The sequence below is a fragment of the Pseudomonas sp. GD03862 genome, assembly GCF_029840855.1.
GTDB classification, from domain to species: Bacteria; Pseudomonadota; Gammaproteobacteria; order Pseudomonadales; family Pseudomonadaceae; genus Aquipseudomonas; species Aquipseudomonas alloputida.
Window position 1 is genome coordinate 16,327 of sequence record NZ_JAOCDI010000054.1, and the last position, 19,371, is coordinate 35,697.

Annotated in this window: 16 protein-coding genes; 12 read left to right on the forward strand and 4 right to left on the reverse strand. The window is 64.0% G+C overall.

Annotated features, from left to right (window positions below; genetic code table 11):
* The first annotated feature begins 60 nt into the window (after window positions 1-60).
* From N5D53_RS24545 to N5D53_RS24560, 4 genes are read left to right on the forward strand one after another with little or no spacing between them, the layout of a single operon-like run.
* Window positions 61-1,914, forward strand: coding sequence for a DUF1302 domain-containing protein (locus N5D53_RS24545; protein WP_190870113.1), 1,854 nt, complete (start codon window positions 61-63; stop codon window positions 1,912-1,914).
* Window positions 1,915-1,936: 22 nt separating this feature from the next.
* Window positions 1,937-3,247, forward strand: a complete 1,311-nt coding sequence (locus N5D53_RS24550) for a DUF1329 domain-containing protein (protein ID WP_190870155.1) — start codon at window positions 1,937-1,939, stop codon at window positions 3,245-3,247.
* The gene (locus N5D53_RS24555) at window positions 3,247-3,633 is read left to right on the forward strand and encodes a DUF202 domain-containing protein (protein WP_020191763.1); all 387 of its coding nucleotides are present in this window, start codon (window positions 3,247-3,249) and stop codon (window positions 3,631-3,633) included. The genes N5D53_RS24550 and N5D53_RS24555 overlap by 1 nt, the downstream gene beginning before the upstream one ends.
* Entirely contained in the window at window positions 3,626-3,919 is a 294-nt protein-coding gene (locus tag N5D53_RS24560) for a DUF202 domain-containing protein (RefSeq protein ID WP_190870114.1), read from the forward strand. Before N5D53_RS24555 ends, N5D53_RS24560 begins: the two co-directional genes overlap by 8 nt.
* A gap of 28 nt (window positions 3,920-3,947) precedes the next feature.
* Here N5D53_RS24560 and N5D53_RS24565 read toward each other — a convergent pair whose 3' ends face one another.
* Window positions 3,948-5,909: an alkyl sulfatase dimerization domain-containing protein gene (locus tag N5D53_RS24565; RefSeq protein ID WP_266023058.1), complete on the reverse strand. Its 1,962-nt coding sequence runs from the start codon at window positions 5,907-5,909 to the stop codon at window positions 3,948-3,950.
* Between the two features lie 101 nt (window positions 5,910-6,010).
* A complete protein-coding gene (locus tag N5D53_RS24570; RefSeq protein ID WP_129933087.1) occupies window positions 6,011-6,934 on the reverse strand; it encodes a LysR family transcriptional regulator in 924 nt (307 codons plus the stop codon).
* Window positions 6,935-7,018: 84 nt separating this feature from the next.
* Between N5D53_RS24570 and N5D53_RS24575 the strand changes: the two genes are divergently transcribed.
* The 5 genes from N5D53_RS24575 to N5D53_RS24595 are packed head-to-tail and all read left to right on the forward strand — an operon-like array spanning window position 7,019 to window position 12,859.
* Window positions 7,019-8,257: a 3-hydroxyacyl-CoA dehydrogenase gene (locus N5D53_RS24575; RefSeq protein ID WP_190870115.1), complete on the forward strand. Its 1,239-nt coding sequence runs from the start codon at window positions 7,019-7,021 to the stop codon at window positions 8,255-8,257.
* Window positions 8,254-10,029: an acyl-CoA dehydrogenase C-terminal domain-containing protein gene (locus N5D53_RS24580; RefSeq protein ID WP_190870116.1), complete on the forward strand. Its 1,776-nt coding sequence runs from the start codon at window positions 8,254-8,256 to the stop codon at window positions 10,027-10,029. The genes N5D53_RS24575 and N5D53_RS24580 overlap by 4 nt, the downstream gene beginning before the upstream one ends.
* Before the next feature lie 33 nt (window positions 10,030-10,062).
* Complete coding sequence (locus N5D53_RS24585) at window positions 10,063-11,226, forward strand: iron-containing alcohol dehydrogenase (RefSeq protein ID WP_020192317.1); 1,164 nt, start codon at window positions 10,063-10,065, stop codon at window positions 11,224-11,226.
* Window positions 11,226-11,678, forward strand: a complete 453-nt coding sequence (locus N5D53_RS24590; protein WP_020192318.1) for a thioesterase family protein — start codon at window positions 11,226-11,228, stop codon at window positions 11,676-11,678. The genes N5D53_RS24585 and N5D53_RS24590 overlap by 1 nt, the downstream gene beginning before the upstream one ends.
* Complete coding sequence (locus tag N5D53_RS24595; protein WP_266023063.1) at window positions 11,675-12,859, forward strand: acetyl-CoA C-acyltransferase; 1,185 nt, start codon at window positions 11,675-11,677, stop codon at window positions 12,857-12,859. The genes N5D53_RS24590 and N5D53_RS24595 overlap by 4 nt, the downstream gene beginning before the upstream one ends.
* 79 nt (window positions 12,860-12,938) lie before the next feature.
* On the opposite strand, the gene N5D53_RS24600 is transcribed toward N5D53_RS24595, so the two are convergent.
* Complete coding sequence (locus tag N5D53_RS24600; RefSeq protein WP_190870118.1) at window positions 12,939-15,062, reverse strand: HAD family hydrolase; 2,124 nt, start codon at window positions 15,060-15,062, stop codon at window positions 12,939-12,941.
* Between the two features lie 396 nt (window positions 15,063-15,458).
* On the opposite strand from N5D53_RS24600, the gene N5D53_RS24605 reads away from it, so the two are divergent.
* Window positions 15,459-15,755 carry a DUF3144 domain-containing protein gene (locus N5D53_RS24605; protein ID WP_020191613.1) on the forward strand — a complete coding sequence of 99 codons (297 nt, stop codon included), beginning with the start codon at window positions 15,459-15,461 and terminating at the stop codon, window positions 15,753-15,755.
* 19 nt (window positions 15,756-15,774) lie between these two features.
* On the opposite strand, the gene N5D53_RS24610 is transcribed toward N5D53_RS24605, so the two are convergent.
* The gene (locus N5D53_RS24610) at window positions 15,775-16,668 is read right to left on the reverse strand and encodes a LysR family transcriptional regulator (RefSeq protein ID WP_003247268.1); all 894 of its coding nucleotides are present in this window, start codon (window positions 16,666-16,668) and stop codon (window positions 15,775-15,777) included.
* Between the two features lie 146 nt (window positions 16,669-16,814).
* Between N5D53_RS24610 and N5D53_RS24615 the strand changes: the two genes are divergently transcribed.
* Together N5D53_RS24615 and N5D53_RS24620 are read left to right on the forward strand one after the other, a co-directional pair.
* Window positions 16,815-17,894, forward strand: coding sequence for a 4-oxalomesaconate tautomerase (locus tag N5D53_RS24615; protein ID WP_020191614.1), 1,080 nt, complete (start codon window positions 16,815-16,817; stop codon window positions 17,892-17,894).
* Between the two features lie 71 nt (window positions 17,895-17,965).
* Window positions 17,966-19,273 (forward strand): dicarboxylate/amino acid:cation symporter, encoded by a 1,308-nt coding sequence (locus N5D53_RS24620; protein WP_129933075.1) that lies wholly within the window; start codon window positions 17,966-17,968, stop codon window positions 19,271-19,273.
* The last annotated feature ends 98 nt before the right edge of the window (window positions 19,274-19,371 follow it).

A 19,371-nucleotide genomic window follows, 5' to 3' on the forward strand; every position in this document is an offset into this window, starting at 1 on the left:
CGTACTTAAGCATTAACTCGCAATTCACTCTCTAATAAACACAATAAGAGGTTAAGAGTGATGGCATCTCGTATTTCCGGTCGCTCGGGACCGTGGTCGGTACTTGCCTCATCAGTACTTTTTTCTGCATCTGCCGGTGCCGCTCAGTTTCACTGGGGTGAACTTGAGGGGCAATTCGACTCGGCGCTTTCCTTTGGTACCAGCATTGCGACTGCCAACCCTGACCCGGCCCTGCACAACAGCGCCAACAGCGATGACGGCCGCCTGAACTTTGCCTCCGGCGATGTGTTTTCAGCGGTGTTCAAAGGCACCCATGACCTGGAGCTCAAGCACGACAACCTGGGGGTGTTCCTGCGCGGAACCTACTGGTACGACACGGCCCTGCGTGATCACGATCAGCGCTTCAAGCAGGTCGAGGACAACAACCGCAAGCGCTCAGCCAAGACCGCAGGTAGCCAGCTGCTCGATGCCTTCGGTTACTACCTGTACGACATCGACGGCCAACCGGGTTCGCTCAGGCTGGGCAAGCAGGTGGTCAACTGGGGTGAGAGCACCTTCATCCAGGGCGGACTGAACGTCATCAACCCCTTCAACCTGGCGGCCTTGCGCCGCCCCGGCTCGGAAGTGAAGGACGCGCTGGTGCCGGTGAACCTGTTCTACTTCACCCAGAACCTCACCGAAGCGCTGTCGGTCGACGGTTTCTATCAGCTGGACTGGGAACAGACCCAGCTCGACAACTGTGGCACGTTCTTTTCGAACAACGACTTTTTGCCCGATGGGTGCGATGGCCTCGACGTGGGCGCCAAATTGCTCGGCAACCCCACAGCCGTGGCGGGGCTTGCGCCGTTCGGTGTGAACCTCACCAGCGAAGGCGTGCGCATACCTCGCGGCAGCGACCAGGATGCCCGCAACAGCGGGCAGTGGGGCGTTTCGCTGCGCTGGTACGTGGCGGCGCTGGACACCGAGTTTGGTGCTTACGCGGCGAACTACCACAGCCGCACGCCTTACCTGGGTACGGTCAGCAGCCCGTATTTCGACAACCGCCGTTTCGCCCCGCAGTTGTGCGCCAACCTCGCTATCGGGCTTGCAGACTGTGCCGCTTTCCTGGGCTCCAGCGCAGGCCAGTCGCTGGTCGGCGCGCTACGCCTGGGCACCTCGCAGTACCGGGTGCAATACCCCGAGGACATTCGCCTCTACGGCCTTTCGTTCTCCACCACCCTGCGCACCGGCACGGCGCTGCAGGGGGAGCTGAGCTACCGGCCGAACATGCCCATGCAGCTCAACGGTACCGACATCATCCAGTCGCTGTTGAACGTCGATGGCCGCTCGCCCTTGCTGGGTGACGGCCTGCGGCCAGACAGCGCCAGTACGTTGTTCGACGGCTACCGCCGTAAAGAGATGACCCAGTTGCAGGTAACCGCTGTTCACGCTTTCAGCCAGGTGATGGGGGCCAACCAGTTGCTGTTGATAGGCGAGGCGGGCGCCACCTACGTCGGCGGTCTGGAGGGCGCCTATGGCCCCCGTTACGGGCGCTCGGGTACGTTCAACAGCGGCGAACTGGCGGACAACAGCGTGTGCGTGGCCATTTCCAAAACTCCTGAGCATTGCAACGACGAAGGCTTCATGACCCCGTTTTCCTGGGGCTACCGGCTGCGCGCCACCTGGGCCTACCCCAACGTGATTGCCGGCTTCGACCTACGGCCGAACCTGTCCTGGGCACATGACGTGCACGGCACCGGCCCGGTGGAGGGGTCGGCGTTCAGCGAAGGCTCCAGGGCCATCAGTGTCGGGTTGGATGCGACGCTCGCCAGCACCTACAGCCTGAGTGTGTCGTACACCGACTTTATCGACGGCGACTATGGCACCCGCGGCGACCGGGACTTCATCTCGCTGAGCCTGGGCGTCACTTTCTGAGGGCATGACAATGAAAATGCGCATGGTGATGATCGGCCTGTTCTGGGCGAGCGGGACGCTGGCGGCAGCCGGCCTGCCCGACAACCTGACCCCGGTGGGGGCCGAGCGTGCTGCCAGCCCCGACGGGCGCATCCCGGCCTGGCAAGGTGGGTTGAGCGCGGCCCAGCAACGCCTGGGCGACAACGGCACGCCGCTGGACCCGTTTGCCGATGAGCAGCCTCTATACCGGATCACGGCCGCCAACTACCGGCAGTACCGAGGTCAGCTTACCGACGGCCAGGTGGCCTTGCTCAAACGCTTCCCAGCCAGCCTGAGCTTGCCGGTGTATCCCACCCACCGCAGTGTTGCGGTACCCGACGCGGTCGCGGCATCGGCCGCCCGCAACGCCGAGCAGGCGCAGCTGGATGACCAGGGCAACGGTGTGCGAGGTTTCACTGGCGTCATCGCCTTTCCGCGGCCAACCAACGGCCTGGAGGTGATCTGGAACCACCTGACCCGGCATCGCAACGTGAGTTACAGCCTGAGCTCCGACAGCGTCACGCCGCTGAAGAATGGCCGCTTCGTGCTGATGAGCGCGCGTCAGGAAGTGGCCCGGCCCGAAGGTTTGGCCCGCCTGGGGGAGGGCAATGTACTTTATTACTTCACCTACCGCATGACGGCGCCCTCGCGGCTTGCCGGTGATGCGATGGTGGTGCACGAGACACTGGACCAGGTCGCCGAGCCGCGCTTGTCCTGGGTGTACAGTGCCAGTCAGCGGCGGGTACGGCGGGCGCCGAACATCGCCTATGACACCACCGGCCCAGGCACCGCCGGCCTGCGGACCGCCGACAGCCGCGACATGTTCAATGGCGCGCCGGACCGGTATGACTGGAAGCTGCTGGGCAAGCAGACACTGCACGTGCCTTACAACAGTTACCGCTTGGCATCGCCCGAGCTGCGCTATGCCGACCTGATCAAGCCAGGCCACATCGACCCGGCACCGACCCGCTACGAACTGCACCGGGTATGGGTCGTGGAGGCGACGTTGAAGCCTGGGGCGCAGCATATCTACGCCAAGCGCCGGTTCTACCTGGATGAAGACACCTGGGCCATTCTCGAAACAGACAGCTACGACGCGCGTGGCGAGCTGTGGCGCACCTCACAGGCCCATGGTTTCTTTCACCCCGGCGGCCAGGTGGCGGTCAACGCCATGGAGGTCACCTACGACCTCAAGAGCGGACGCTACCATGCATCGGGCTTGATCAACGAGCAGCGTCGGCCCTTTGCCTTCAATGTGCGCACCAGCCTTTCGTACTTCTCGCCCGGCGCCCTGCGCAGCTTTGGTGTGCGCTGATGGGCGTGCCTGAACCACGGCCTGACTGGTCGCGGCGGCTGTTGGGGCAGGGTGAAGCGCCTGATCCGCGCTTCACGCTGGCCAACGAACGTACCTTCCTGGCCTGGGTCCGGACCGCGCTGGCGCTGCTGGGTGGCGCAATCGCCATCGAAACCTTCGCCGGCCACGTCCTCGAGACACCCCTGCGGCTGTGGCTGGTCGCTGGCCTGATGCTGCTGAGTGCATTGCTGAGCGCTGGCGCCTGCCTGCGCTGGCTGCGGGTAGAGCGGGCATTGCGTCAGCGACGTCCGTTGCCGTTGCCGGCACTGGTGCCCTTGTTGGCGCTGGGCTGCCTGGTCGCCGTACTGCTGGCAGGTCTCGTCCTGTGGCCACGCTGGCATGGGTGATCCGGGCCTGCAGGCAGAACGCACCGAGTTGGCCTGGCGGCGCACTGTGCTGGCGCTGGTGGTGGTGGCGGGGTTGGCCTGTCGTCAGGGCGATGTGTACGTGCTGACATTGGCGGGCGTGGCCGCGCTGGCGCTGCTGACTCGCCAGGGACGGTGTTACGAGCGGGGCCTGGTGATGTTGCAGGCCGAACGCGGTCAGCCTGCGCCCTGGGGAGTGCTGGCACTGGGCAGCGTGGTGTGGCTGATGGCACTGGCAGGCTTGTGCCGGTTGGCGAAGGGCGGCTGAGCACAGTGCCAGCGCCGCCCGCTGCCGCTCAGGGCGTGACGATATTGAAGCGCGAATCAGCCTCTTCCAGCCCCCCCATGAATTGCAGGAACTTCACCCGCTCGCCTTTGATTTCGATTGCCCCTGCTTTGGCTTCCTTGAGAAAGCCTGTCTGCTTCAAGGCAATGCTGTCCAGCGTCTGTTTGCGCATGATGACCTCTACATCGGCCTTGGCGTGGCGCGCCAGGTCGCGGTGGGTGAGGACGCCGTTGCGCAGGGTGAGGGCGTAGTCTTCGTCCAGGTCGGAAAACCGCCAGTTGATGGTCAGGTCGCTATCGGCAGCCTTGTAGGCATTCACCCGCACGCCCAGGTAGTCGAAAAACAGGCTGGGTGTCAGGGCCCGCACCATGTCATCGGCATTGCCGCCACTACCCGCACCGGCGGCCACGCCTGAGCGCAATTCCTGCGCGCCACTGAGGTAGGCATTGCGCCAGGTGGTGTTCTCACTCTGGTAACCCAGCTGCTCGAGTGCGTCGGCCTGCAATTCGCGGGCCTCGGTGTTGTCCGGCTCGGCGAATACCAGATGGTTGACCAATTGCGCCACCCAGCGATAGTCGCCCTCGGCGAAGGCCTGGCGGGCCTGGGTCAGGACCTGATCGGCACCTCCCATGGCCGCCACGTAACGCTTGCCGGCCGCTTGCGGTGGCAATGGGTCGAGGTTGGCCGGGTTGCCGTCGTAGAAGCCCATGTAGCGTTGATAGACGGCCCTGACGTTATGGCTGAGCGAACCGTAGTAGTCGCGGCTGTACCATTTGCTTGCCAGGCGCGGCGGCAGACTGGCCAGGGTCTGGGCAATTTCCATGGGTGTCTGGCCTTGATTGATCAGGCGCAAGGTCTGGCTGTCGAGGAAGGCGTACATATCGCGCTGGTCAGCCAGGTAGTCGCGGATGGCCGCTTTGCCCCAAGTGGGCCAGTGATGCTGGGCGAACACCACCTCGGCCTGGTCGCCATAGCGCACCAGCGACTGGTCCAGGTAATGGGCCCACACTTTCGGATCGCGCACCAGTGCCCCGCGCAGCGTCAGGACGTTGTGCTGCACGTGGGTGGCGTTCTCGGCCATGCACAGTGCCTTGAACGCCGGGAAATAGATGTTCATTTCCGCCGGCGCCTCGGTGCCCGGGGTCAGCTGGAACTCCACCTCCACGCCGCTCAGGGTCATGCGCTGCAGCGGTTGGTTGATTTCAAGCGTCGGCGCGATGAGGCTGATGGTGGCATTGGCCGGGACGCCCTTGCCCAGTCCCGCATCCACCTGGCCTCGCGGCCCGCGAGGCAGGGGGGCGCCGTACATGTACTGGGCGCGGCGCTTCATGGCCGGACCGGCCAGCACGTTCTCACCGATGGCATGTTCGAAGAACCCCTCGGGCGCGATGACCTGGACTTTGCCAGCCTTGACGTCCGCCTCGTTGATCACCCCGCGCACGCCGCCGAAATGGTCGACGTGCGGGTGGGTGTAGATCACCGTGGTCACCGGCTTGCGCGGACGGTGCTTGAAGTACAGTTCCAGGCCCGCCTTGGCGGTCTCCATGGCAAGCAGCGGATCGATCACGATCAGCCCGTCCTGCCCCTCGACGATGGTCATGTTGGCCAGGTCCAGGCCGCGAAGCTGGTAGATGCCCTCGGTGACCTTGAACAGCCCGGCGATGTTGTTCAACTGAGCGACGCGCCACAAGCTCGGGTTTACCGTGGCAGGGGACTGCGTCGGCGCCAGAAAAGCATACTGGGCCAGGTTCCACACGGTCTTGCCATCGGCCGTCGCGACTGGCCCGTCGAACCGCTCGACCAGCCCACGCCGGGCTGTTTCATAATCGACGCGATCCTCGAAGGGCAACCGTTGCAGCCACTGCTGGTTGCTGGCCTGAGTGGCCGGGGTGGCATCCTTGGCCGCTGTTGCGGCCAGGCTCGGAAGGGGGGCCAGCAGGGCAAGCGCCAGCATCGACAGTGAAAAGCGCATGGAATGTCCTTGTTGTTCTTGGGGCAGAACACTCTAGGGGAGGGGCTTGCGCACCAGCCAATACCAGAGCGGCATGGCCGCTATCGCGTTTCCTGATGGCTTCAGGCGGGGGGGAGCGTGAGGATCTGTTCGACCAGCCAGGCCAGGGCGGGGTCGTGCTGACGGTGGCTCAGGTGCACCAGTTCCAGCTCGAAAGGCTCCAGGGCAAAAGGCAATTCGTGCACCGCCAAAGGCAGCAGATGCGCAAACTGCTGGGCCAGTTGCCGCGGCAGCACCACACACATGTCGGTGGCTGCGGCCAGATGGGCGGCCTGCAGGTAGTTGGGCGTGGTATAGGCGATTTGCCGGGTCAGGCCTTGCTCGGCCAGCCACTGGTCGACCATGCCCCGGGTCTGGCCGCCGTGCACCCAGATGTGCCGCAAGCCCAGGAATGCGTCGAGGTCCAGTGCCTGGCCTGGCGCCAGGTGCGGGTGCTGCTGGCGCAGCGCGATCTGCAGGGTTTCACGGCGCCAGGGGTGGCGGGTGAAGCGCGCCGGCACCTCATCGAAACGGCCCAGTACCAGGTCGAGGTCGCCCCGGTCCAGCGCCTCGGCCGGCAGGTTGGGGGCCAGGTGCACCACGTCGATGCGCACGTTGGGGGCCAGTAGTTCCAGCCGCGCCAGGAGTGGCGGCATGCACAGCTGTTCGACGAAATCGGTGAGGGCGATGCGCAGCTGGCGATGGCTGCGCTGAGGCTCGAAGCCATCGCCGGTGCCCAGCGTCTGCTCGATCTGCTGTAACGCCGCACGTATCGGCCCTTCCAGCGCCAAGGCCCGTGGCGTCGGACGCATGCGCCGGCCCACGCGGACCAGCAGCGGGTCGCCCAGCTGGTCACGCAGGCGCGCCAGGGCATTGCTCACGGTCGGCTGGGTCAGGGCCAGACGCTCGGCTGCCCGGGATACGTTCTGTTCACGCAGCAACATGTCGAAGACGCGCAGCAGGTTCAGGTCGAAGTTCGAAATATTCATGCCGGAAATATATGGCATACGAAATGGAAATTTCAAAAATACCTTCGGCCTGCTTAGGGTGATCACAGTCCTCATACCTACAAGAAAGCAGGAGCGTTGCGCGTGAATACTCCCTTCCCGATCAATCAGGTGGCTGTGATAGGTGCAGGCACCATGGGCCGCGGCATCGTCATCAGCCTGGCCAACGCCGGGCTGTCGGTGCTGTGGCTGGACTGCAACGCGGCAGCGCTCGAAGCCGGGCTGGGCATGGTCAGCCAAGCCTGGGCCCAGCAGGTGGACAAGCAGCGCATTACCCAGGCCCAGGCCGACGCCTGCCTGGCGCGTGTGCAGGTAGTGGACGGCTATCCGGCGTTGGCGGAGGCCGACCTGGTGATTGAAGCGGTGTATGAAAACCTGGCGCTCAAGCAGGAAATCTTCCGTGCACTGGATGCACACCTCAAGCCACGGGCGATCCTGGCCAGCAACACCTCGGCGCTGGACATCGACGCGATTGCCGCCGTCACCCAGCGGCCGTCCCAGGTCCTGGGGCTGCATTTCTTCAGCCCCGCGCATGTCATGAAGCTGCTCGAAATCGTGCGTGGGACGCACACCGATCAGAAGGTGCTCGACGCCGCCCGCGCGCTGGGCCAGCGCATGGGCAAGGTGGCGATAGTGGCAGGCAACTGCCCAGGGTTCATTGGCAATCGCATGTTGCGCAGCTATGTGGGCGAAGCGCGCAAGTTGTTGCTTGAAGGGGCATTGCCTCACCAGGTGGATGCGGTGCTGCAGCAGTTCGGCTTCGCCATGGGGCCGTTCCGCATGTACGACGTGGTGGGCATCGACCTGGAGTGGCGCGCCCGGCAGTTGGCCGGGCAAGGCATGCATGACCCGCTGGTGCAGGTCGATAACGCGCTGTGCGAACTCGGCCGCCTCGGGCAGAAGACCGGGCAAGGCTATTACCGCTATGCGCCCGGCAGCCGACAGGCCGAGCATGATCCGCAGGTCGACGCCCTGGTGCTGCAGGTGTCCCAGCAGCTTGGCTATCGACGCCGGGGCATCAGTGCCGAGGAAATCCTCGAGCGCTGCCTGCTGGCACTGGTCAACGAAGGGGCGAAGGTTCTCCAGGAAGGTATCGCCGCCAGCAGCGGCGACATCGACCAGGTCTGGCTCCACGGCTATGGCTTCCCGGCTGCCACTGGCGGGCCCATGCGCTGGGCTGACGAGCAGGGGGCGCCGTTCATCCTGGCCCGGCTGGAATACCTGCAGGGCGTGCTTGGCGAGCATTGGCGCCCGGCAGGGCTGCTCTACTCACTCGTGGCCGGTGGCAAGCGTTTCGAACCGCGTGGGGAGGTTCAGGCATGAACTACCAGGCGCCCCTTCGCGACATGCGTTTCGTGCTGCATGAACTGTTCGACCTGAGCGGACATTGCCAGCAACTAGGTATCGAACTGGATCGCGACACCCTCGACGGCATCCTTGAGGAGGCCGCACGCTTCACTGGCCAAATCATCGCACCACTCAATCGCAACAGTGACGAACAGGGCTGCCAGTGGGTGGGCGGCGAGGTCACCACCCCGGACGGCATGCGGGACGCCTATCGGCAATACGTCGAACATGGCTGGGCCAGCATGACCGGGCCGCAGGCCTATGGTGGGCAGGGGCTGCCGCAGATGGCATCGGCCAGCTTCCATGAAATGCTGATGGCGGCGTCGTTGTCGTTCCGCATCTACTCCGGCCTGACCGAGGGCGCGGTCCTGGCGTTGCATCGCCATGGCAGCGAGCCACTCAAGCAGGCCTACCTGGGCCGGATGGTCAGTGGCGAGTGGGCCGGCACCATGTGCCTGACCGAGCCGCAGGCCGGCACCGACCTGGCTTTGCTGCGCACCCGCGCCCAGCCGGAAGCGGACGGCAGCTACCGCATTACCGGCAGCAAGATATTCATCAGTGGTGGCGAGCAGGACCTGACCGACAACATTGTTCATCTGGTACTCGCGCGCCTGCCTGATGCGCCGGCCGGTGTCAGGGGCATCAGCCTGTTCCTGGTGCCCAAGCTGCTGCCCGGTGGCGAGCGCAATGCGCTGGGCTGCGGGGCGCTGGAGCACAAGATGGGCATCAAGGGGGCCTCGACCTGCGTGATGAACTTCGACGGTGCCCAGGGCTGGCTGGTGGGGGAGGCCAACCAGGGCCTGGCCTGCATGTTCACCATGATGAACGATGCCCGCTTCCAGGTCGGCCTGCAGGGGCTTGGTATTGCCGAGGCCGCTTTTCAGGGAGGGCTGGCCTATGCCCGGGAGCGTCTGCAGTCGCGCTCGCTTGCCGGGCCGGTGGCTGCGGAAAAACCTGCCGATCCGATTATCGTCCATCCAGACGTGCGGCGCATGCTGCTGACCCAGAAGACCCTTACCGAAGGTTGTCGCATGCTGGGCATCTACACCGCTCGGCAACTGGATCTGGAGCACGGTGCGAAAAGTGCACCGGCGCGCCAGGCGGCAGCTCGGCGGGCGGCGTTGCTGATCCCTATCGTCAAGGCGTTCTTCACCGACGTCGGTCATGAAGTCGCCAGTCTTGGGGTGCAGGTGTACGGCGGTCACGGCTACATCCGCGAGTGGGGCATGGAGCAGTTGATGCGCGATAGCCGCATCACCCAGCTTTATGAAGGCACCAACGGCATACAGGCCCTTGACCTGATACGCCGCAAGGTCCTGGGGGACGGCGGGGCCGAGCTCAATCTGCTGATCGACGAAATGGCGCTGCACGTCAGGGCTGCCAATGCGCTCGGCGGCCTGCAGGCCATGGCGACGGCCGTGGGGCAACGTTTGGAGGAGTGGCGCGCCTTGTCCGGCCATGTGGTCGAGGCCTGTGAACGTGACCCTCAGGAGTCAGGGGCAGTGTCGGTTGATTTCCTTGCCTACTCGGCCTACGTGCTGTTGGCGGCGATGTGGTTGCAAGCGGCTGTGCGCGCTCAGGCAACGCTTGCCGCCGGCAGCGCGGAAACAGCCTTCTACAGGGCCAAGCTTGACGCCGCAACGTTCTACTGGCGGCGGATCCTGCCCCGCGCCACTGCTCACCGCGAGGCCCTGCTGGGTGGCGCGGATTGCCTGATGGCGCTACCGGCGAGCGATTTCGCGTTCTAGCGCACGGCAAACCACACGAACAAGGAGAGTGCGATGCAGCCTTTCAGCTTTGCCACCACTGCGCAGATCCTCTGCGAACCCGGCGCGGTGCAGCGCCTTGCAGGTCTGTGCCGTGAGCGCGGTGCCAAGCGTGTTTTGATCGTCAGTGACCCGGGTATCGCCCGCCTTGGCATGCTCGATGACCTGCTGCCGGGGTTCACGGCAGCCAAGGTCGGTGTGGCGATCTTCAGTGAGGTTACGGCCGACCCCAGCGAGGCATGCGTGCTGGCGGCCGCCCAGCGCGCCCGGCATATCGGCGCCGATCTGGTGGTGGGGTTCGGCGGCGGCAGCTCGATGGATGTGGCCAAGCTGGTTGCGCTGCTGGCCCACCGCGACTGTTCGCAGCCCATCGCCGAGCTGTACGGCATCGACAGGGCCAAGGGCCGCCGGCTGCCGTTGATCCAGGTGCCCACCACGGCAGGTACCGGTTCGGAGGTGACGCCGATCGCCATCGTCACCACCGGTGCCACCACCAAGATGGGCATTGTTTCGCCGCTGCTGTTGCCAGACCTGGCAGTGCTCGACGCCGTCTGCACCCTCGGCCTGCCATCGGCGGTGACGGCTGCTACCGGTATCGACGCCATGGTGCATGCCATCGAAGCCTATACCAGCCGCCTCAAACGTAACCCGCTGTCCAGCCTGCTGGCCCGTGAGGCGCTGCGGCTGCTGGCGGATAACCTTGACCAGGCTGTGCACAATGGCGGCAACCTGCAGGCCCGCCAGGCCATGCTGCTGGGGGCTTGCCTGGCCGGCCAGGCCTTTGCCAATGCACCGGTGGCGGCGGTGCATGCCCTGGCCTATCCGCTGGGTGGGCACTTTCATGTTCCCCATGGCCTGGCCAACGCGCTGGTGTTGCCGCATGTGCTGCGCTTCAACCTGCCGGTGGCGGCAGTGGACTACGCCGAATTGGCCGTGCCGCTGCTGGGGGCCCGTTTGCAGCCCGGTGATCAGCGCCAGCAGGCAGAACAATTCGTGGCCGAGCTGGCCGCGCTGAGCAGCCGCTGCGGGTTACCTGACCGCCTGCGCGACGCCGATGTACCGCGTCATCGGCTTGGCCAGCTGGCCGAAGACGCGATGCAACAGCAGCGCCTTTTGGTCAATAACCCGCGTGAAGTCACCCAGGCCGATGCGCTGGCCATCTACGAGGCGGCCTACTGATGAGCTACCTCCGGCAACGTGAACACTATCGGCACTTCACGCCTATAACCACCCGATGGCACGACAACGATGTCTATGGCCACGTGAACAATGTGGTCTATTACAGCTTTTTCGACAGCGCCGTGAACCGCCTGCTGGTGCGGGAGGGCGGGTTGGATATCGACCAGGGGAGGGTGATCGCGCTGGTGGTCAGCTCCGCCTGCGACTACCAGGCGCCGGTGGCCTTCCCGCATGACATCGAAGTGGGCCTTGCGGTGGGCCGGTTGGGCAACACCTCGGTGCACTATCAGTTGGCCGTTTTCCTTGCCGGTCAGCCATTGGCTTGCGCCACCGGCCGCTTCGTCCATGTATTCGTCGACCGCGAAGGGCGGCGCCCGGTGCCGGTACCTGACTGCCTGCGGCGCGTGTTGAGCGAACTGCAGCCCCTATCCCCTGAGGAACAGCCATCATGAAAGACGCCGTGATCGTCGCCACTGCTCGCACACCTATCGGCAAAGCCATGCGTGGTGCCTTCAACGACCTGAAAACCCCCAGCATGACGGCTGTCGCTATCCGCGCCGCGGTAGAGCGGGCCGGTATCGAACCGGCGCAGGTCGATGACCTGGTGCTGGGGACTGCCATGCAGAGCGGCACTGCCGCGATCAACCCGGGTCGGCTGTCTGCGCTGGCCGCCGGCCTGCCCCAATCGGTCAGCGGACAAACCGTCGACCGCCAGTGCGCTTCAGGCCTGATGGCCATTGCCACGGCGGCGAAGCAGATCATGGTTGATGGCATGCAGGTGACCATTGGCGCAGGTCAGGAGCAGATCAGCCTGGTGCAGCAGGTGCACAACCAGCTGGCCAGTGAGGCTTATGACCCCGCAGTGTTGCGCATGAGCGAGCACGCCTACATGCCGATGCTGCAAACGGCCGAACGGGTGGCCCGGCGTTATGGCATAAGCCGCGAAGCACAGGATGTCTACGCCCTGCAGTCTCAGCAGCGCACGGCGGCGGCGCAGGCGGCAGGGCTGTTCGCCGCTGAAATCGTGCCGGTGATCGCACGCAAGAAAGTGGTGGACAAGCTGACAGGTGTCGTCAGCCATGAAGAGGTGCGCCTGACCCAGGACGAAGGGAACCGGCCGGCGACGACCCTGGCCGATCTGCAGGGGCTCAAGCCCGTGGTCGAAGGCGGTTGTGTCACGGCCGGCAATGCCAGTCAGCTGTCCGATGGCGCCAGTGCCTGCGTGCTGATGGAGGGGGCGCTGGCGGCGCGCTCGGGCATCACAGCCCTGGGGCTTTACCGCGGTATCGCCGTGGCTGGCCTGGCCCCCGAGGAAATGGGCATCGGCCCGGTGTTGGCGGTGCCCAAGCTACTGCGCCAGCAGGGCCTGACGGTAGACGATATCGGGCTATGGGAGCTGAATGAGGCGTTTGCCTGCCAGGTGCTGTATTGCGCCCAGCAGTTGCAGATCGACCCGGCGAAACTGAACGTCAACGGCGGCGCCATTGCTATCGGCCACCCCTATGGCATGAGCGGCGCACGGATGGTCGGCCATGCGCTGCTGGAGGGCAAGCGGCGTCAGGTGAAGTACGTGGTCGTGACGATGTGCGTGGGCGGCGGTATGGGCGCAGCAGGCTTGTTCGAAGTGCTTTAGGCCCGTACCCAGGGCCAGCCCATGGCGCTGACCGGGACGCAGGCGCAACTCGCGCCCACAGTGTCCCGGCCAGGGCTGGTTATGAGCCTACAGCAACCGCGTGGCGCGAAGCCGGCTGTGGCAATTGGCGGAAGCCTTCACGGATGGCAGTGATCAGTTCCGCGTCCTTGACGCGGCACAAGCCGGGGAACGGTTTTTTGGCATGGGTGAGCACTGCTTCGACGCTTTCCTGGTTGTCGAGGTAAACCTGCCTGATTGCCTGGCTTTCCAGGTCTTTGCTGTCGCTGCAGTTCAGGGCGTGGTGAATGGCGAGGCCCGCGCCAAACGCCAGGGCCGGGGTTGCAATACCGTGTTTGCGAGCAAGGTCGATGCTGCTGAGGATGCGTTCGTTGCGTTGCAGCTTGCGCAAGGGGTCGCGGCCTACCCGGGCGCACGGGTCTTTGAACGAGGTTTTGCAGCGCTCGAGGAATGCCTCGGCAAAGCGGCTGACCACCTCGGCCATCTGTGGGTATTCGGCCACCAGTGCGGGCGCGACCTCCTGGCGAATCAGGCGCTCGGCCAGTTCACTCACCCGCGCATCGCCCATGCCCTGGCCGACCCAGGCATGGCCCAGCAGGCTGGCGTACCAGGCCACGATGGCATGCGGGCCGTTCCACAGGCGGTTCTTGATGATCTGGATCTGGGCGATGTCTGGCACTGTCTTCACCTGGCGCAGGCGTTCGAGCAGATCACTGCCGCGTTCGGCGTAAAGCGGCATGTCAGCTTCGCTGTTGAACAGTACCAGATGCAGCTGGCTCATGGCGCTGCTGGGCTGTGCAAAGGGCCTGAAGTGGCCGATCAGCCGTTCGTACTCTGGTAGCGGCGTTGAAGGTTTGCGCGTGCTTGCGGGCTCGTCTTCCAGGCTGTTCTGGAACATCTGCGACTTGATGCGCAACTGCCGTACCAGCGCGTCATTGCCCAGTTTGGACACGATGCGGCTGACCACCGTTTCGGCGAAATGGGTCTTCTGCAAAACCTGCTCGCTGATCGCAGGCGGGCACAGTAGCGACAACTCGGCTTGCACATGACGCCGCACGAACGCTGCACCGCCAACCTTGTTCAGCACGATCAGCAGGGTCAGCTCCCGGCCTCGGCGCTCGAAGCGTTGCAGCAGGCCTTGGGCGATCACCCTGGCCTGGCTTCTGATGGCCTGCTCGGGCAGGCTCAGGCCGATGATTTCGGCAGTGGTGTACATGCCGATGACGGCGTCGTCGTCATCCATGTCGATCATGCGCACGTTGTCGATGGTCTGGTCGAACGACGTGGCACCGTAGCGCACGCTGTAGCGGCCGAAGGCGCTGACGCTTTCGCGCAGCATGCGCGAGCGGGTTGCGGCAATGATTTCACGCGGTCGGGTGTAGCCGTCCCAATGGGAAAATACCTGCGTCAGGTAACCGCCGCCGATGGCGCCGAAACCATGAATGCCCACGCTGAACTGGTTCATCGAGGCCGGGAACGGCTCGCTCAATGCAGGCATGCCGAGGTCGGGTACGCACTCGCTCAGGTCGGCGAGAAATTCATGCATGCTGCGGTAGGCTTTGAGCGCGCCCGCCTTGATTTCCGGCGCAGGCGGCTTGATGTCCTCGATCAGGATCGCCTGCCCTTCGGCGCGCATCGCCGACAGCATGCCGTTTTCCGAGTCCTCGACCATGAAGCACTGGCCTGGCTCGCAATTGAGCGCGCGGGCGGCTTTCAGGAAAATCTCGGGGTGGGGTTTGCCTTGGCTGACTTCATCGCCACAAACGGTGATGTCGAAGTACTTCAGCACGTTGGCGTTGATCAGGTACTCCTCGGCAATGGCACGGCGGCTGGAGGTGGCCACCGCCATGGTCAGGCCCGATTTGCGCAGGCGCTCCAGTACCTCCAGCAGGCCGGCCTTGATCGGTACGCCGTGATTGCGCACGTACTCCAGTTCAAGTTCATCGGCGCGTTGGCGGATTTGTGCGTACGGGAAGTCTTCGCCGTTATGCGCCTTGGCGAGGGCTTCGGCCTTTTTTGCGCTCAGGCCCAGCGAGCCAATCAGGGTCTGCTCGCTCAGCGCTTTGCCGAAGATTTCCAGAGAAGCTTGCTTGAGTGTCTTGAAGCGCAGGCGCTCGGTGTCGAAGAGGGTGCCATCCATATCGAAGATGGCGCTGAAAATCTGTTTACCGTGAAAGAAAAGCATTGGCTGTTGCCCCTTGTCGTTGCGTCAGGCACTCCGCCTACAACAGGCGAGTACGGTGTGTGAGCTGCAGAGGAGGCAGTCAGGTCGGGGGCACACGTTCGACAGGGGGACGCTCAGGAGTGACGCAGAGGTAAGGCGGGGCGGAGCGGGGCGTGCAGAGGAGGTTGGCAACCGTTGAGGCGAGGCGGGTGGCGCGTTTGGCCTTGAGGTCACGCCCACTGGCTGCAGTCGGTTTCGCAGGCAGTGGGCGCAAATAGCGATGGATACGTGTGATTCCAAGCATGAGGTGCTTTGCTTCCTTTTCGTCATGGGTGATCCTTTTTCAGCCTTGCACGTATGCGCCGCGACATGCAAGGCTTGGCCTCCCGCTCGCATTGCGCAACAAGGTGAACCCCAATGACCCAAGCTACCGACCAGGCCTTTTACGATCGCGCCGATGCGCACATCGAACTGGCGAACCAGCAGATCGAAAAGTTCGAGGACCTGGGCAAGGTAAGCGCCTCGCTGACCTTCGGTGCCGCGCGCTTCAGCGCCTGGATGAGCGCCCGCAGCTTCAAGAGCGGCGCGGAGCTGGGTGCGGCACGGGAAGAGATTCTGAAGTACTTCTGTGATCAGTACCGGATGATGCTCGAGGACAACCTCGATGAGCATGTCGAGCATTTTGACCGGTACATGCTGGGCAAGAACGACTAAGCCAGGTGCGCCACTTCCCTCAGCGATTTGGCCATTTCTGCAGCAGGATCGAAACGAATTTCTCCGCAGCCGGCGACAGCGATGCGCCGCGCCGGTACACCAGCCCTAGCGTGCGGGTGACTTGCGGCTCGATCAACGGCACGCTCACCAGCGTGGGGTGGTCGGCGTTGGGCATGGCCAGGCTGGGCATGGCCGACACACCCAGCCCGGCCTCGACCATGCCCAGTGACGTGGACAGGTGTTGCACTTCGTAGAACCACTTGGGCCGCAGGTTGAGCCCGGACAACGCATGGTCCAGCAGCATGCGGTTGCCACTCAGGCGGCCGACGCCGATCAGGCGGTAATCAGCCAGCTCTGTCCAGGTAACGGAGGCGCGATTCGCCAGTGGGTGGTCACGCCGGCAGGCCAGTACAAAGTGCTCCTGCACCAGCGAGACAAACTCAATGTCCGGGTGCTGGCCACTCATCATGTTGATGCCGAAGTCGGCCTCGCCGCGCAGCACGGCTTCGAGCCCGTCGTTGGCGCTAAGGTCCAGCAGGCGAATGCGGATTTTCGGGTATTGCTCGTTGTAATCGCGGATCACCGACGGCAGGAAGTAGAACGCCGCGGTAGGAATGCAGGCGAGGGTAACCTGACCGGTCTGGCGCTCGGCCAGCTCGCGGATGCTGAGGATCGAGTCTTCAAAATCATCCAGCAGGCGCCTGGCCTTGGGCAGGAAGTCGCGGCCCACGCTGGTCAGGCTGACCCGGCGAGTGGTGCGTTCCAGTAGCGAGGTGCCCAGGCCTTCCTCCAGTTTCTTGATCCGCCGGCTCAGGGCCGGCTGGGACAGGTGAAGCGCTTCGGCGGCCTCATGAAAACTGCCAAGTTCGGCGATTTTCACGAAAGATCTGATGTCTTGCAGCTCATATTCCATAAGAAACCTTCGACTGGCCTGGCGCTATATTGATGTTTGAATCGCAATAATAGCTACGATATTTGCATTGGATTGATTTATCCATCCCTGTCACTCTTTTGCTCACAGCATCAATGATGTCCATTGATCAACAAGAGTGCGAAATCATGCAACGAATTCCTTGCGTACTCATGCGCGGCGGTACCTCCAAAGGGCCGTTCTTCCACGCCTGGGACCTGCCTGCCAATGTGGTCGAGCGCGACGAGTTGCTGATCAACCTCATGGGCTCTGGCCATGAGCTGGAAATCGACGGCATCGGTGGCGGCAGCCCGCAGACCAGCAAGGTGGCGATCATCAGCCCGTCACTGCACGCCGACGCCGACGTCGACTACCTGTTCGTGCAGGTGATGGTCGCACAGCGCCGGGTCGATACGGCCCCCAACTGCGGCAACATGCTGTGTGCGGTTGGGCCGTTCGCCATCGAACAGGGGTTGGTAAAAGGCCAGGAAGGCAAGACCTTGGTGCGCATTCGCAACCTCAACACCGGCACCTTCGTCAATTCGCTGGTCGAAACGCCCGGCGGTATCGTGCGCTACGAAGGCCGCACGGCGATCGATGGGGTACCGGGCACTGCCGCCCCGGTGCATCTGACCTTCCTCGACGCGGTCGGCAGCAAGACCGGCAAGCTGTTCCCCACGGGCAAGGCCCAGGACGTGATTGATGGCGTGCCGGTGACCTGCATCGACATGGCCATGCCGATGATGGTGGTGGAGGCCAGCCAGTTGGGGGTCAGCGGCTCGGAAACCCCGGCTCAGCTGGACGCCAACAGCGCGCTGCTCGAACGCCTGGAAGCGTTGCGGCTGAAGGCCGGAAAGGCCATGGGCCTGGGCGATGTCAGTGGCATGGTCATCCCCAAGCCAGTGCTGGTGTCCAAGCCGCGCTACGACGGCACGCTGCAGGTTCGCTATTTCATGCCGCACAACTGCCATCGTGCCTTGGCGATCACTGGAGCCGTGGGGCTGGCGACTGCCTGCGTCAGCCCTGGCACCGTGATTGCCGACCTGTTGGGCGAAGGCGCGCAGCAACTGGCCGAGGTCCGTTTGGAGCACCCAAGTGGCGGCATCGATGTTGCGCTGACGCGCAGCGGTGCCGACGGCCAGACGATCCAGGCTTCGGTGGTGCGAACCGCCCGGCGGCTCTTCTCAGGGTTCGTCTACGCCCCTACATTCCGCAGGTTGGCCGGGTAGTTCCAGGCACCAATCCAGACCTGCACATTCGTAACAAGCGCATCCGCACAATTTCAACAATGGGTGATGCCATGAGACTCGCCAAATCGCTGTATTTCCAGATTCTCTGCGCCGTCCTGCTGGGCGTGGTGGTCGGACACTTCTGGGCGCAACAGGCCGTGGCCCTCAAGCCGCTGGGTGATGCGTTCATCAAGCTGATCAAGATGATGATCGCGCCGGTGGTGTTCTGCACCATCGTCACCGGCATCGCCGGCATGACCGACAAGCGTTCCCTGGGCCGCTTGATGAGCAAGACCCTGCTGCTGTTCCTGGGCCTGACGGTGGTCAGCCTGGTGATCGGACTGGCGGCGGTCTATCTGTTCAAGCCAGGTGCCGGCATGAACATCGATCCTGCCACCTTGAGCACGGCGGGCCTGAGCCAGTACACCGCGTCGGCTGCCAAGCTGAGCGTGGTGGACTTCTTCATGCACATCATCCCGGACACCTTCATCGGTGCCTTCAACAAGGGTGAGGTCTTGCCGGTCCTGTTCATCGCCGTACTCAGCGGTTTCGCCCTCTCGTCGATGGGCGAAAAGGGCAAGCCGGTACTGGATGTGCTGGAGTCGGCCTCGACAATGGTGTTTCGCATCTTCGGCTACCTGATGCGCTTTGCCCCGGTCGGCGCTTTCGGCGCACTGGCATTCACCGTGGGCCAGTACGGGATTACGTCCCTTGGCGCGCTGGCCAAGCTGGTGGGGACGTTGTACATCGCCTGCGCCTTCTTCGTGCTGGTGGTGCTCGGTGGCATCTGCCGCGCCCATGGCTTCAGCCTGTGGAAGTTGCTGCGCTATTTCCGCGAAGAGTTCCTCGTGGTGCTGGGTACTTCCTCAACCGAGCCGGTGCTGCCGCGCATGCTCGAGAAACTCGAGAAGCTTGGGTGCAAGAAAGGCGTGGTTGGCCTGGTGCTGCCCACTGGCTACTCGTTCAACCTGGACGGTACTGCCATCTATCTGTCGTTGGCAGCCGTGTTCATCGCGCAGGCCTGCAACATCGACCTGAGCCTGGGCCAGGTAGTCACCATGCTGGCGATCATGCTGCTGTCCTCCAAGGGCGCGGCAGGCGTCACCGGCAGCGGTTTCGTGGCCTTGGCCTCGACCCTTACCGTGATCCACGACATTCCCCTGGCCGGCCTGGCCCTGTTGATCGGGGTCGACCGCTTCATGTCGGAAGCCCGTGCGCTGACGAGTCTTGCCAGCAACGCAGTGGCGACGGTGGTGGTTTCGTTGTCGGAAAACGCCTGTGACCGCCAGACGCTGCACAGCCGCCTGAATGGCGAGCCGGTGGTCAGCCCCGTCGCTGAAACAGCCGACTGGGTCGCCGAACCGCGCCGCCACGGCTGAGCCTCGACACCCTCAAGCTTTTCACAGGCCCCCACCAGGCGTTGCCGGGTGGGGGTCAGGGGGCCGCCTGCGCTGCAGGTGGCCACGTAGACAATAAA